We start from the raw sequence: 15,817 nt of genomic DNA on the forward strand, positions 1-15,817 counted from the left end.
ATGACAAACAAACATAAAATACATGCTTCTGTCTATCATTTATTTGTCTGTATTCTTGGATTGGTGATGATTTATCCGGTTCTCTGGATGGTCAGCGGTTCACTTAAAAATAATGCGGAAATTTTAAATGGAGGTATGAACTTAATTCCACCCCAATGGAGATTTTCTAATTTTTTCACTGGTTTTCAGGGTTTTGGCGGCATTACCTTTCAAACATTTTTTTCCAATTCATTTTTTGTTGCATCTGTCTCCACATTTGCAACGGTTCTGTCTTCATCCTGTGTTGCCTATGCTTTTTCCAGGGTGAGTTTTAAAGGGCGAAACATCTGGTTTATGTCTATGATCTGCACCATGATGCTCCCATCCCAGATAATTCTGGTGCCTCAATATATTATATATAACAAACTTGGCTTTGTAGGAACTTATCTCCCACTCATACTGCCCCATTTTTTCGGTCAGGCATTTTTCATCTATCAGATGATGCAATTTGGTGCTGGTATTCCAAAAGACCTTGATGAAGCTGCAATTATTGATGGGTGCAGTAAATATTCAATATTTACCAGAATTTTTTTACCTCTTTTAAAACCATCCATTGTAACCACAGTCATCATTCAGTTTTACTGGAAATGGGATGATTTTATGTCTCCCATGATTTATTTAAGCAAACCCCGGATGTATACCGCATCTGTGGCAATAAAAAATTTTGCAGATTCCACCTCCACAACCGATTATGGAGCAATGTTTGCCATGTCCACACTTTCATTAATACCAGTATTTTTGATCTTCTTATTCTTTAACCGTTATCTGGTGGAAGGAATCAGTGGAAGTGGGATCAAAGGTTAATATACATACAGAGAGGAAAAAAAGTGAATATCCAAACCAGTGTATCATTTCAGACTTCTAACGAACTTCTGCAAAAACTAATGGATTCAGCACAGAGGAAAACGTTAAACAACTTAAAAATGTTTGAGAACCGGCTCGTTCTGATTGAAGGAGGCGGATATGAAAAAATATGGCTGGAAACCCAGCCTATGGGCGGAGAAATGTATGCCAAACGCAACATGGAGGCTGGAATTAATAATCAGCTCCTTTTTATGGAGCACCAAAGAGCGGATGGCCGCATGCCCGGAAGCATTGCCTTAATTAATAACCGGATCACTCCCCAGTTTGATAAATTCCAAGGCTTTTGCTTCCCCTCTTCTGCTCTTAACATATATTACTTAATGGGAAAAGATAAAGAATATTTAACTCTTCTTTACCTTACTCTGGAAAAATTTGATTCCTATTTATGGAAAACCAGGGATTCAGACGGCGATGGCTGCCTGGAAAGCTGGTGCAAGTATGATACAGGGGAAGATCATGCACTTCGATACCAGGATGCTCCCGACTCCTGGAGTAAAGAAACTCCTCCAAAAAATTGCACAGCAGTTCCCATGGCATCTCTGGATATTATGAGTTTTTCCTACTCTGCCAGAGAGACCCTATCCATTATCAGCTCTATTCAAGGTAATGAAGACCGAAAAAACCATTGGAAACGAAAGGCATCGGCCATCCAGAAAACCATAAAAGATTATCTCTGGGTCGAATCAAGAGATGCCTGCTTTGACCGGAATAAAAATCATAAATCTATTGATGTTTTATATCACAACAATTTAAGAGCAATGTACTGGAACAGTTTTACAAAGCCCATGGCAGAACGTTTTGTCAAACAACACTTATTAAACCCAGAAGAATTCTGGACGTATATGCCCCTCCCCTCCGTTGCGGTAAATGATCCTCTTTTCCGTAACATAAAAACAAATAACTGGAGTGGGCAATGTGAAGCCCTCACCTACCAGAGAGCCATACGGGCTTTTGAAAATTATGACTATGATGATCTGATTCCAAAACTGGGAAAAAAATTATTTCACGCCATTGGAGATTCCTGCGTTTTTGTGCAGCAATATGATCCTTTTACAGGCTCACCTTCCCTGATATCTCTGGATGGTCTCCAGGATTCCTATGGCCCCGCCATGTTATCTGTTATGGAATATACCTCCCGTATGTTGGGAATCCATATAGAGCAGGATCACATCTTTTGGGGAACATGCAAAGGATATGAAAGTGACTATGAACAAATCTGGGGGAATCATTCATTTAAAATAATAAATAATGAAAAAACAGCTGAGGCTTTTGTTGACGGAAAAAAAGTTTTTGAATCAGGAAAAGACTTAAAAATTATAACGGATCTTTCCGGTAATCTTCTTTATATAAAGCAATTTTCTGCTGACGCTGATATCAGGAGCATTAAAACATTCAAAATATCCCCTTAAAAAAACAAAGTCTCCGGTATCATTCAATAACCGGAGACTTTTATATACATATATTATGAAGCGTACAAATGTAATCTATTTAATTTCTCATAACCTTAAAAAGTGCCTGAGTGATGGCAACCGTTAAAATTCCTGCTACAATCGCCTCTGGAATCCCATTCATACAGATGATACCAATAATTACGGAATAGATTCCCTCAGTCAGCCCCTTAGCCGCCTGACCGTACTCTTTGCCAAAAAGAAAATAAATCAGATTCATTACCAGCAATGTGTTGGTTAATGATCCGGCAACGCCTGCCGCTGCAAGAGCCACAGTCGTTTTCATCTTACTTCCCTTTAAAGCTTTTAATACTCCCCTGAATACATAATATGCCACGATTCCAATGAGAATTCTTGGCACCATACAGATAATCAGGCTTCCTAAATTGCCTCCGTACTCTCCCATCTTTACAAATGGTGAAAATACAAATGAGGTTGCATTGGGCATGTTGGTGTTTTTCCACAGACTTGTCAGCCCAAAAATCATTCCCAGAAATCCGCCATATTTTGGTCCAAGTATAATGGCTCCAATAATGACCGGAACGTGAATGATGGTGGCGTTCATAAATCCCAAAGGAATATATCCAAAGGGCGTAAACGCCATGATGATGATAAGGGCAACAAAGATTGCAGCCAGTACCATGTCGCGTGTTTTGTTTCCAGTATTCATATTTTTCCTCCTGTGCTACTGTTCTTTTATAAGATACAATGCATCTGGTTACAACTGCATTATACATAACTGAACTTTATCCGTCAATCCTGTCTATTAAATCGACATTTCTTTGTTAATTTACATAAAGTTATCAACATTATGGGGATAACTTGTGGAAAACTCTCTGGATAGTATCTTGATAACCTTTTTTTGTACACATGCCTGTCCGAAAGATTTTGATAAAATCAATATTTCCCGGATGTGAATAACCAGAGTTTTAAAATCGGGTTTTTTGTGGACAACTTTCCCTCTGGATGCTTATCAACAATCCATACACAGCTAATTCACAGCCCTTTCACACACTTATCCACAATTTTTTACTATTATCATTGAAAATTATTACAAAATAGTATAGAATGAACAGTAGATTGGGCTAATGCGCATATTTGCATTTTAATAGATGTAGGAGACATACAATGTTAGAAAAGTTAAAAGAAAAATGGGACGAAATCTTATTGAATTTAAAAGAAGAGCACGAAATTACAGATGTTTCTTTCAAAACCTGGCTTCTCCCGCTTAAAGTTCATGCCGTTGACGGAGAAAAGGTAATCGTCACGGTACCGGATGTAGAATTTCTAGGATACATCCGCAAAAAATACGGGTTTCTTCTAAAAATCACCATAGAAGAAGTAACTGGCTTTGAATGCAGCGTTGATTTTGTTGTGGAAAATCAGATTCAAAAAGAAGCAGCTCCCGCTCCTGCAGGAAATACACTGATAACCAATACGGTAAATTCGGTCAGTCAGTCCGCAATCATAAACGCGAATTTAAATCCAAAATACATCTTTGATACCTTTGTTGTAGGTGCCAATAATAATCTGGCGCATGCGGCATCCCTGGCAGTTGCAGAATCCCCCGGTGAAATTTACAACCCTCTTTTCATCTATGGAGGTGTGGGACTGGGGAAAACTCACTTAATGCATTCCATCGGTCATTTCATATTAAAGAATAATCCGAATGCAAAGGTTCTCTACGTGACCAGTGAGAAGTTCACCAACGAGCTGATCGATGCGATCCGAAACAAGAACAACTTCTCTCCTACTGAATTCAGGGAAAAGTACCGAAATAACGATGTTCTATTAATCGATGATATTCAGTTTATCATCGGTAAAGAAAGTACACAGGAAGAATTCTTCCATACATTTAACGCATTATATGAAGCGAAAAAGCAGATTATTATTTCATCTGATAAACCGCCAAAAGAAATTGAGACATTGGAGGAACGTCTCCGATCCCGTTTTGAATGGGGTTTAACAGTGGACATACAGTCTCCCGATTACGAAACCAGAATGGCCATTCTTCGCAAAAAAGAGGAAATGGAAGGCTACAATATTGACAACGAAGTTATTAAATACATAGCTACCAACATCAAATCCAACATCCGGGAGCTGGAAGGCGCCCTGACAAAAATCGTAGCACTCTCACGCCTTGATAATAAGGAAATCACCGTTGAGCTGGCTGAAGAAGCCTTAAAAGATATTATATCACCCAATGATAAACGGGAAGTAACCCCAGAACTGGTGATTCAGGTTGTTGCTGATCATTATGGTCTGACACCTCTTGACATCTGTTCTCAAAAGCGTAACAAGGAAATTGTATATCCACGCCAGATTGTGATGTACCTTTGCCGTGAGATGGTTGGAACTCCACTGCAGATGATTGGAAAATTCCTTGGAGGAAGAGATCATACCACCATTATTCATGGTATTGATAAGATCTCCGTGGAGGTTAACAAGAACGATACCTTAAACAACACCATTGAGATATTAAAGAAGAAAATTAATCCACAATAGGGTGTGAATCACCTGTTAATCTCATGTGGATAATTAAGCTTCTCAAAAGTGTTCTGATCAGTCTGTGGATAACCTTTCATTTTTCCTCACGTTTTGTGGACGTTATTCACATTGTTATGAACAGGACAACTTTAGGCTTTATAACGGTTATGAGGGCTTTTACACAAACCCACAGCCCCTACTACTAATACGACGAAATTAATCTATATTATTTATCTATTTATTGTTATTTTGAGAGCAAAGGAGTTATCAACAATTATGAAACTGACATTTAAGCAGGATGCCATTTTAAATGGTATTAATATTGTATTAAAAGCAGTTCCCAGCAAAACAACCATGTCCATCCTGGAATGCATCTTTATCGATGCCAGTGGTTCTGAAATTAAACTCACTGCCAATGATATGGAGCTTGGTATTGAAACAAAGGTGGAAGGAACCATCCTGGAGCGGGGAAAGATTGCTTTAGAAGCCAAACTTCTTTCAGAAATCGTAAGAAAGATGTCCTCTTCTGGTGATTCCATGGTAACAATTGAAAGCGATGAAAAATTTACAACAACAATTTCCTGTGACAACTCTATTTTCCATATACAGGGCCGGGATGGGGAAGAATTTGCATACTTACCTTATATTGAGCGTGATCACTATATCTGCTTATCCCAGTTTTCCTTAAAAGAAGTCATCAGGCAGACTATTTTTTCCATCGCACCCAATGACAGTAATAAGATGATGACAGGAGAACTGTTTCAGGTTACAGGTAACCAGTTAAAAGTGGTTTCTCTGGATGGTCACAGAATATCCATTCGAAATATTGAATTAAAAGATACCTATCGTGATATAAAAGTCATTGTTCCTGGCAAGACTCTAAATGAAATCAGCAAGATACTTGGCGGAGATAACGAAAAAGAGGTTCTTATTTTCTTCAGCACAAACCACATCCTCTTTGAATTTGATCATACAATCGTTGTATCCCGTCTGATTGAAGGAGATTATTTCCGTATTGACCAGATGCTCTCCAGTGATTACGAGACAAAAGTCAGTGTAAATAAGAAAGAGCTTTTAGACTGTCTTGACCGGGCAACCATCCTGGTAAGAGAAAATGACAAAAAACCTCTGATCATCAATATTGAAGATCAGGAGATGGAACTTCGTATGAATTCCAGTTTTGGATCTATGAATGCCCAGGTACCAACCCATAAAACCGGAAGTGACATCATGATTGGATTCAATCCAAAATTCCTCATTGATGCATTAAGGATTATTGATGACGAAGAAGTGACAATTTACATGTTAAATCCCAAATCCCCCTGCTTTATCCGGGATGAGGAAGGAAAATACATTTATTTGATTCTTCCTGTAAACTTTAACGCGGCATCTGTTTAAATTAACTGCAGGAGCGTCCTGCGGACATACCTTTATGTCCGAAAGCGTGGACAAGAAAGAGGAGCGTCCTTACGGACATACCTTTATGTCCAAAAAGCGTGGACAAGAAAGAGGAGCGTCCTTACGGACATACCTTTATGTCCAGAAAGCGTGGACAAGAAAGAGGAAACCATGGAAACAATAAAATTAAGGGATGAGTATATTAAGTTAGGACAGGCTTTAAAAGCTGCCGGTCTGGTAGGATCCGGTGTTGATGCCAAGTTTGTTATCGAGGATGGTCTTGTTTCCGTAAATGGACAGCCTGAGTATCAGAGAGGGAAGAAATTAAGAAGCGGAGATATGGTTACATTCGATGGTAAGAGCATTAAAATTGAGTGATACTAAACAGCCATACCTTTATGTCCAAAAAGCGTGTACAATAGAGAGGGACGCCCTGTGGGCATACCTTTATGTTCAGAAAGAGTGGACAATAGAGAGGAACGCCCTGCGGGCATACCCTTATGTCCAGAAACCAGGGACAATAGAGAGGAACGCCCTGTGGGCATACCTTTATGTCCAAAAAGCGTGGACAATAGAGAGGAAATCACAACATCCATGATCATTGAATCGATAGAGCTTAAGAATTATCGCAACTATGATGAATTACATATGGATTTTAGTCAGGGAACCAATATACTCTATGGGGACAATGCCCAGGGAAAAACAAATGTCTTAGAAGCTATCTATGTCTGTGCTACGACAAAATCCCACAGAGGCAGCAAGGACAAGGAAATCATACAGTTTGACAGGGATGAGTCGCATATCAAGCTAAACGTCAGAAAGAATGACATTCCATACCGGATTGACATGCATTTGAAAAAGAATAAAGCCAAAGGCGTAGCGGTTAATGGTGTGCCCATCCGCAAAGCCAGCGAATTATTTGGAATTGTCAACGTTGTATTTTTTTCTCCGGAAGACTTAAATCTCATAAAAAACGGACCGGCAGAAAGGCGTCGGTTCGTTGACATGGAATTATGTCAACTTAACAAGCTGTATGTACACTCATTAGTCCAGTATAACCGGATTGTGACACAGCGTAATAAATTATTAAAAGATCTTGCATTTCGCCCGGATTACGAGGAGACACTGGATATCTGGGACATGCAGCTGGTGCAGTATGGGAAAGAAATCATACTGTACAGAAAAGAATTTGTAGAGAGACTTGGAAGGATTATTGAACCCATCCACCGTAAGTTATCCGGGGATAAAGAATCTTTGCATATTCTTTATGAACCGGACGTGGAGGCAGATTCTTTTGAAGAAACCTTAAGACGAAGCAGAAGTCAGGATCTGAAGCAGAGAACCACTCTGACCGGCCCCCATCGGGACGATTTAAGTTTCATGGTGAATGGCATTGATATCAGGCGGTTTGGTTCTCAGGGGCAACAACGGACTGCAGCTTTATCTTTAAAACTGGCAGAAATAGAACTGGTAGAAAACATTGTGCATGATTACCCCATTCTTTTGCTGGATGATGTACTGTCTGAACTGGATAACAGCAGGCAGAATCAATTACTGGCAGGAATTAATCATATACAGACTGTAATTACCTGTACGGGACTGGAGGATTTTGTAAATGACCGGTTCCATATTGATAAGATATTTAAGGTAATAAACGGTACCGTAGACAATGAAAATTAACGATTCAGGAGGAAGCGTACGAATATGAGTCAAGAATATGGTGCAGATCAAATCCAGATATTAGAGGGGCTTGAGGCAGTAAGAAAGAGACCCGGTATGTATATCGGCAGTACATCCATCAGAGGACTTCATCATCTGGTATACGAAATAGTGGATAATGCGGTGGATGAAGCTCTTGCAGGATACTGTGACAGCATAGAAGTAGTCATTCATAGTGACAACTCCATAACAGTAGTGGATGATGGGCGCGGAATCCCCGTAGGTATTCAAAAGAAAGCAGGTATTCCTGCAGTTGAGGTAGCATTTACCATCCTCCATGCCGGCGGAAAATTTGGTGGCGGAGGATATAAGGTTTCCGGCGGACTTCATGGAGTTGGAGCATCCGTTGTAAATGCTCTTTCCCAGTGGCTGGAAGTAGAGATCCGTACAGAAGGAAAGATCTATAAGCAACGTTATGAGAAGGGTAAAACCATGTACCCGTTAAAAACAATCGGTGATTGTGATCCGGATGATCATGGAACCACGGTTACATTTCTTCCTGATAAGGACATTTTCGAGGAAACAATCTATGATTATGATACACTGAAAATACGTTTAAGAGAAACTGCCTTCCTCACTAAGAATTTAAAGATCGTTCTTCGTGATGAGAGGGAGGATTCCCATGAGCACGTATTTCATTACGAAGGCGGAATTAAAGAATTTGTCACCTATTTAAACAAAGGGAAAACTCCGCTTTATGACCAGGTATTTTACTGTGAAGGAACAAAAGACGGTGTGTATGTGGAAGTGGCTCTGCAGCACAATGATTCCTATACAGAAAATATTTACAGCTTTGTAAATAACATCAACACGCCCGAAGGTGGAACCCATCTGGTTGGATTTAAGAATGCACTGACAACCACCTTAAATGATTATGCAAGAAAAAATAAGCTGTTAAGGGAAAGCGAAACCAATTTGTCCGGTGAAGATATCCGGGAAGGTATGACAGCCATTATCAGTGTAAAGATTGAAGAACCACAGTTTGAAGGACAGACCAAGCAGAAACTGGGAAACAGTGAAGCAAGAGGTGCAGTCGATGGTCTTCTCAGAGAGCAGCTGACCTATTACCTGGAGCAGAATCCTGGAATTTCAAAAACCATCTGTGATAAGTCCATTCTGGCTCAGAGAGCAAGAGCGGCTGCCAGAAAGGCAAGAGATTTAACCAGAAGAAAAACAGCTCTTGAAGGAATGGCGCTTCCGGGAAAACTTGCAGATTGTTCTGACAAGAATCCGGAGAACTGTGAGATCTATATCGTAGAGGGAGACAGTGCCGGCGGTTCTGCAAAGACAGCCCGCTCCAGAAATACCCAGGCCATTCTTCCACTTCGTGGAAAGATCTTAAACGTTGAAAAAGCAAGACTTGATAAAATTTATGCAAATGCCGAAATCAGAGCCATGATTACAGCGTTCGGAACCGGCATTCATGACGATTTCGATTTATCCAAGTTAAGATACCATAAAATCATTATCATGACCGATGCCGATGTTGATGGTGCCCATATCAGCACCCTGCTTTTAACCTTCTTATACCGGTTTATGCCGGGACTGATCAAAAATGGTTATGTATATCTGGCACAGCCGCCGTTATATAAAATTGAGAAAAATAAAAGAGTATGGTATGCTTACAGCGATGAAGAACTGGAATCCATCTTAAAAGAGGTGGGAAGAGACAACAACAATAAGATTCAGCGATATAAAGGTCTGGGAGAGATGGACGCAGAGCAGCTTTGGGAAACAACCATGGATCCTGAGCGGCGAGTTCTCTTAAGAGTTAATATGGATGAAGATTCCCAGTCTGAAATGGATTTAACATTCTCAACCCTTATGGGTGACCAGGTAGAACCAAGACGTGAATTTATCGATGCGAATGCCAAATACGTACAGAATCTTGATATTTAATTGGAGGAAATAAAATGGAACCAAATATCTTTGATAAAGTTCATGACGTGGACTTAAAAAAGACCATGGAAAAATCGTATATCGATTATGCCATGAGCGTCATTGTTTCCAGGGCGCTTCCGGATGTCCGGGACGGATTAAAACCGGTTCAGAGAAGAGTCCTGTATTCCATGATAGAGCTCAACAACGGTCCGGATAAGCCACATCGTAAATGTGCCCGTATCGTTGGTGATACCATGGGTAAGTATCACCCTCATGGTGACAGCTCTATTTACGGAGCCCTGGTAAATTTAGCACAGGATTGGTCCACCAGATATCCTCTGGTAGACGGGCACGGAAACTTCGGTTCTGTGGATGGAGACGGCGCAGCTGCCATGCGATATACAGAAGCCCGTTTAAGCAAGATCTCCATGGAAATGCTTGCAGATATTAATAAAGATACCGTTGATTTCAGTCCGAACTTTGATGAGACAGAGCGGGAACCAGATGTACTTCCATCCCGTTACCCCAATCTTCTGGTTAATGGTACATCAGGCATTGCAGTAGGTATGGCAACCAATATTCCTCCTCATAACTTAAGAGAGGTCATTGGAGCCGTTCTAAAGATCATAGAAAATCAGGTTGAAGAAGATAGAGAAACCACCATGGAAGAAATTCTGGAAATTATAAAAGGACCAGATTTTCCGACAGGTGCAACCATCCTGGGAAAACGGGGCATAGAAGAGGCTTACCGTACAGGAAGAGGCAAGATCCGTGTAAGAGCAGTCAGTGATATTGAGGCTATGCCCAATGGAAAGAGCCGTATTATCGTTACGGAACTTCCTTACATGGTCAATAAAGCTCGATTGATTGAAAAGATCGCAGAACTGGTAAAAGATAAAAAAATTGATGGTATTACAGACTTAAGGGATGAATCAGACCGTACCGGTATGAGAATCTGTATAGAACTTCGACGTGATGCCAACGCAAACGTTATTTTAAACCAGCTTTTAAAACATACCCAGCTTCAGGATACATTTGGCGTAATCATGCTGGCACTTGTAAAAAACCAGTCTGGTACATTGGAACCGAAAGTATTAAATCTGGTTCAGATGTTAAATTATTATCTGGAACATCAGAAAGAGGTTGTTACAAGAAGAACCCGTTATGATTTAAACAAAGCAGAAGAACGGGCTCATATCTTGGAAGGTCTGCTGATTGCGCTGGATAATATTGATGAAGTGATTCACATTATCCGGGCATCCCAGAACGTTCAGATAGCGAAAGCAGAACTCATGAGCCGGTTTGGTTTAAGTGATCCTCAGTCCCAGGCAATCGTTGATATGCGTTTAAGAGCTCTTACTGGTCTGGAAAGAGAGAAGCTGGAAAACGAATACAAAGAACTGGAAATGAGAATTGCAGAATTAAAGGCCATTCTTGCAGATGAAAAGAAGCTTCTTGGAGTAATCAAAGAGGAAATCAGTATCATTTCCGCTAAATTTGGAGATGATAGAAGAACCTCCATCGGATTTGATGAGTTTGATATGTCAATGGAAGACTTAATTCCTGATGAAAGTACTATCGTTGCCATGACAAAGCTTGGTTACATTAAGAGAATGTCCGTGGACAATTTCAAGAACCAGAATCGTGGCGGTAGAGGAATTAAGGGAATGCAGACCATTGATCAGGATTACATTGAAGATCTGATGATGACTACGACCCACCACTATCTCATGTTCTTTACCAATACAGGACGTGTTTACCGGTTAAAGACTTATATGATACCGGAAGGAAGCCGGACCTCCAGAGGTACTGCAATCGTAAATCTTCTGCAGATGCTTCCAGGTGAAAACATTACAGCCATTATTCCAATGAAAGAATACGATGATGACAAGTTCTTATTTATGGCAACCAAAAACGGTATGGTTAAGAAAACACCGATGATGGAATATGCCAATGTGAGAAAGAATGGTCTTCAGGCAATTGTTCTGCGTGAGAATGATGAACTGATTGAAGTTAAATCTACCGATGATACCAATGATATCTTCCTGGTAACAAAGAAAGGACAGTGTATCCGTTTCCATGAAAAGGACGTACGTGTTACAGGCCGTGTCTCCATCGGTGTAATTGGTATGAAGTTAAATGATGATGATCAGGTAGTAGGAATGCAGATGGACTCTCAGGGACCGAAGCTTTTAATCGTTTCTGAAAATGGAATGGGTAAAAGAACTCCTATTGAAGAATTTACACCACAAAGAAGAGGCGGTAAAGGTGTTCTGTGTTATAAGATCACTGAAAAAACCGGTGATATAGTAGGAGCCAAGCTGGTACAGGATGATCATGATCTTCTTCTTATCACGACAGAAGGAATTGTAATCAGAATTTCCGTTAATGATATCTCCGTTATTGGAAGAAACACTTCCGGTGTAAAATTAATGAACATTGATCAGGATTCCGATATCATGGTTGCAAGTATTGCAAAAGTACGGGATGATGGAAGCAAATCTGAAGGAGAAGGTTTGGATGAACTGGATCTTGAGGATGTAGAAGAACCTGTTCAAAAGGAAGATGCTCCGGAGACGGAAGATATAACAGAGACCGAAGAATAAATCTTAACACAAACGATATAGATAAATATTGTTCTTTATTTTATAATACCAATCAACAATAAAGGACAGTGAAAAGGCTCAGGCTGCAGCAATTTTTATTTTACTGCTTCCTGAGACTTTTTCATTAATCCAGATTAAAGGAGGAAATTCAGCTTGGAAACTGACCCAGGCGTGGCGCAGATATCCGCACAGATTTTACTGCTTATAGCCCTTACCATAATGAACGCATTTTTTTCAGGCGCAGAAATGGCTGTTGTATCAGTTAATAAAAACAGGATCCGCATGTTAGCAGACAGCGGAAACAAAAAAGCAATTTTGATTCAAAAGCTTTCAGAAGACTCTACGGGATTTTTATCAACCATCCAGGTAGCAATAACATTTGCAGGATTCTTTTCAAGTGCTTCAGCGGCAACTGGAATTTCCCAGGTTCTGGGAGCGAAGCTTTATTTACTTGGAATTCCTTATAGCAAAAGTTTAGCCATGGTGGCAGTAACCATCCTACTCTCTTATTTTAATCTGGTCTTTGGTGAATTGGTCCCCAAGCGGATTGCTTTGCAAAAGGCGGAAAAATTCAGTCTGTTTGCAGTCAGTCCCATTTATGCGATCTCAAAAGTACTGGGTCCATTTATCAAACTTCTATCTGTATCCACAAACGGTGTATTAAAGTTACTTGGTATGAAGACGGAAAATCTGGAAGAAGAGGTTTCCGAAGAAGAAATAAGAACCATGCTGCAGACCGGTAGGGAAAGTGGCGTATTTAATAAAATAGAGGAGAAAATGATCAAGTCTATTTTTCTCTTTGATGATAAAAGAGCAAGAGAGATAATGACTCCAAGACAGGACATGGTAACAATCAATATTGAGCAGCCTGTAGAACAGGTCCTGAATGATATTCTAAATACGAGACATTCCAGAATTCCCGTTTATGAGGGTGATATCGATAATATAATCGGAATATTATCCATGAAGGATTTTTCAATCAAAATGAGTAAGATGGAACCTGACGCCATTGATATTAAAGGCATCCTTCAAAAACCGTATTATATACCAGAAAATAAAAAAACGGACAATCTGTTTCTTGAGATGCAGAAAAACAAGCTGAAGATGGCGATTTTAATTGATGAATACGGTGGGGTTTCAGGCCTAATCACCCTGGAGGATCTGATTGAAGAGATTGTGGGAGATATTCATGATGAATATGAAGAATCTGAGCCGCTGCTTACAGAACTGGAACCTTTTGTGTTTCAGGCTTCAGGCGGAATTTCTCTCTATGATCTTGATGAAGTTCTTCATGAAAAAATTGACAGTTCCTGTGATACATTATCCGGATATTTAATTGAATTGCTTGGATTTATTCCTATGAAATCACAGATTCCAATGGAGCTTGAAGATGATGCAAATCATTATTCCATTCTGGAAGTAGAAGACAGGGTAATAAAAAAAGTAATAATCCGTATAAAAGATAAGAATGAATAGTCCTTTATTTCCCTTTCATGCCCTTGACATTCAGCATACAAATTGGTAAGATACAAACTGAAACAACAATTATTACAGATGATAATGCAAGATTTAGCAGAATGGGGGATTAGCATGACAAGTGAATTTGCAGTTGCCGTTCACGGACTGGTATATCTGGATCAAAGGAAGATTACTACATCCAGCGAAGAACTGGCTTCCAATGTCTGCACCAATCCTGCCCGCGTAAGAAAAGTTATGGCGAAGTTAAAAAAGGCAGGTATTATTGCGACAAAAGAAGGTCTGGAGGGAGGCTATCATCTGATAGGTGATCCGGACACAATAAGTCTGAAACAAATAAGCGATGCACTTGATGTGGCATTTGTATCATCTTCCTGGAAATCAGGAGATGAAAACAATCCCTGCATGGTTGCTTCCGGTATGGCGGGAGTAATGGATGAAATTTACGGTGAACTGAATGAGTTATGCAAAGAGAGAATGGAGCAGATAACGATAAAGGATATCCGTGAAAAATTAATCCGGAGCCGGCTTATTATATAGTGAAAGAAAGTTAGTGGGAGTGGTGAATGCCATTCCCCCTTTTTTTTTCTTGATTTCATCATTTGATTCGTATATGATTAAGTAAGGAAAGGTAGTAACCGTTTATCTGGAGGAGATCATGATCAGAACCATAAGAGCAGAGGAAATAACTGAGAATATTAAGGATATGTGTATAGAAGCCAATCATATCCTGTCAAAGGATATGGAAGAAGTATTTTTACAATTAGCAAAAAAAGAGAAATCGACATTGGGAAAACAGATCCTTTGTCAGCTGAAGGAAAACTTAGAAATAGCCAGAGAGGATTTTATTCCCATTTGTCAGGATACGGGAATGGCGGTCATATTTTTAAAAATAGGACAGGATGTACATATAGAAGGAGCTGGATTGTCTGATGCAGTGAATCAGGGTGTGAGGGAAGGCTATATGGAAGGATATTTAAGAAAATCCGTAGTTGAACCAATTGAGCGGATTAACACTAAGGATAATACGCCTGCAATCATCCATTACGAGATTGTGCCGGGAGATCAGATTGATATAACTGTAGCACCAAAAGGATTTGGAAGCGAGAATATGAGCCGTATATTTATGTTAAAGCCTGCAGACGGACTGGAAGGGGTAAAAGAATCTATTTTAACCGCTGTAAAGGATGCCGGACCCAATGCATGTCCGCCCATGGTTGTAGGAGTTGGTATTGGAGGTACATTTGAAAAATGTGCCCAGATGGCAAAACATGCACTTACCAGAGACTTAAATGAAGAGCCCTCCATTCCATATGTAAGAGAACTGGAAAAAGAGATGCTTGAAAAAGTGAATAAACTGGGAATCGGACCAGGAGGATTAGGAGGAACCGTTACTGCACTTGCAGTCAATATTGAAACCTATCCTACCCACATAGCTGGTCTTCCAGTTGCAGTTAATATTTGTTGCCATGTAAACCGGCATGCTCACCGAATTATATAGGATCATATAAGGGAGAAAACCATGGAATATCATATAAATGCACCAGTCAGTAAGGAAGATGCACAGAATTTAAAAGCAGGGGATTACGTCTATCTTACCGGTACCATCTATACAGCCAGAGATGCTGCACATAAAAGAATGAAAGAAACCCTTGATAAGAAAGAAAATCTTCCTTTCGACATAAAAGGAAATGTAATTTACTATATGGGACCATCTCCGGCAAGAGAAGGGCGCCCCATCGGATCAGCAGGACCCACAACAGCCAGCCGGATGGATCGATACACTCCACAGCTTCTGGATCTGGGACTTGGAGCCATGATCGGAAAAGGAAAAAGGAGTAAAGAAGTAATTGATGCAATTATAAGAAACCAGTCTGTTTATTTTGCTGCAGTAGGCGG

The 15,817-nt window shown here is 40.0% G+C and carries 13 protein-coding genes (1 of these 13 only partly in view); 12 read left to right on the plus strand and 1 reads right to left on the minus strand.

The features are described from left to right. Positions 1–843, plus strand: a complete 843-nt coding sequence (locus ACOAOT_RS21270) for a carbohydrate ABC transporter permease (RefSeq protein WP_420218786.1) — start codon at positions 1–3, stop codon at positions 841–843. 23 nt (positions 844–866) lie between these two features. Next, the gene (locus ACOAOT_RS21275) at positions 867–2,312 is read left to right on the plus strand and encodes an MGH1-like glycoside hydrolase domain-containing protein (RefSeq protein ID WP_420218787.1); all 1,446 of its coding nucleotides are present in this window, start codon (positions 867–869) and stop codon (positions 2,310–2,312) included. Between the two features lie 79 nt (positions 2,313–2,391). Here the strand turns inward: ACOAOT_RS21275 and ACOAOT_RS21280 are convergent, their stop codons facing one another. Further along, complete coding sequence (locus ACOAOT_RS21280; RefSeq protein ID WP_104439517.1) at positions 2,392–3,021, minus strand: ECF transporter S component; 630 nt, start codon at positions 3,019–3,021, stop codon at positions 2,392–2,394. Positions 3,022–3,479: 458 nt separating this feature from the next. On the opposite strand from ACOAOT_RS21280, the gene dnaA reads away from it, so the two are divergent. From dnaA to ACOAOT_RS21330, 10 genes are all read left to right on the plus strand, one after another. After that, on the plus strand, positions 3,480–4,856 hold the full coding sequence (gene dnaA / locus ACOAOT_RS21285) for a chromosomal replication initiator protein DnaA (RefSeq protein WP_420218788.1): 1,377 nt from the start codon (positions 3,480–3,482) through the stop codon (positions 4,854–4,856). 258 nt (positions 4,857–5,114) lie between these two features. Next, positions 5,115–6,236: a DNA polymerase III subunit beta gene (gene dnaN, locus ACOAOT_RS21290; protein WP_420218789.1), complete on the plus strand. Its 1,122-nt coding sequence runs from the start codon at positions 5,115–5,117 to the stop codon at positions 6,234–6,236. A 171-nt stretch (positions 6,237–6,407) separates the two neighbouring features. Further along, positions 6,408–6,614, plus strand: a complete 207-nt coding sequence (locus ACOAOT_RS21295) for an RNA-binding S4 domain-containing protein (protein ID WP_104439514.1) — start codon at positions 6,408–6,410, stop codon at positions 6,612–6,614. A gap of 216 nt (positions 6,615–6,830) precedes the next feature. Further along, complete coding sequence (gene recF, locus ACOAOT_RS21300) at positions 6,831–7,916, plus strand: DNA replication/repair protein RecF (RefSeq protein WP_420219464.1); 1,086 nt, start codon at positions 6,831–6,833, stop codon at positions 7,914–7,916. Positions 7,917–7,940: 24 nt separating this feature from the next. Continuing rightward, positions 7,941–9,854, plus strand: a complete 1,914-nt coding sequence (gene gyrB / locus ACOAOT_RS21305) for a DNA topoisomerase (ATP-hydrolyzing) subunit B (RefSeq protein WP_420218790.1) — start codon at positions 7,941–7,943, stop codon at positions 9,852–9,854. 14 nt (positions 9,855–9,868) lie between these two features. Beyond that, entirely contained in the window at positions 9,869–12,442 is a 2,574-nt protein-coding gene (gene gyrA, locus ACOAOT_RS21310; RefSeq protein WP_420218791.1) for a DNA gyrase subunit A, read from the plus strand. Positions 12,443–12,595: 153 nt separating this feature from the next. After that, on the plus strand, positions 12,596–13,918 hold the full coding sequence (locus tag ACOAOT_RS21315; RefSeq protein WP_420218792.1) for a hemolysin family protein: 1,323 nt from the start codon (positions 12,596–12,598) through the stop codon (positions 13,916–13,918). Between the two features lie 114 nt (positions 13,919–14,032). Beyond that, positions 14,033–14,458, plus strand: a complete 426-nt coding sequence (locus ACOAOT_RS21320; RefSeq protein ID WP_420218793.1) for an RrF2 family transcriptional regulator — start codon at positions 14,033–14,035, stop codon at positions 14,456–14,458. A 118-nt stretch (positions 14,459–14,576) separates the two neighbouring features. Beyond that, the gene (locus tag ACOAOT_RS21325; protein WP_420218794.1) at positions 14,577–15,419 is read left to right on the plus strand and encodes a fumarate hydratase; all 843 of its coding nucleotides are present in this window, start codon (positions 14,577–14,579) and stop codon (positions 15,417–15,419) included. 21 nt (positions 15,420–15,440) lie between these two features. After that, positions 15,441–15,817: the 5' portion of a Fe-S-containing hydro-lyase gene (locus tag ACOAOT_RS21330; protein ID WP_420218795.1), read on the plus strand. The gene runs 175 nt beyond the window's last position; only the first 377 of its 552 coding nucleotides appear in the window; the start codon lies at positions 15,441–15,443; its stop codon lies beyond the right edge, outside the window.

The sequence above is a fragment of the Lacrimispora struthionigena genome (assembly GCF_048627165.1).
Classification (GTDB): Bacteria; Bacillota; Clostridia; order Lachnospirales; family Lachnospiraceae; genus Lacrimispora.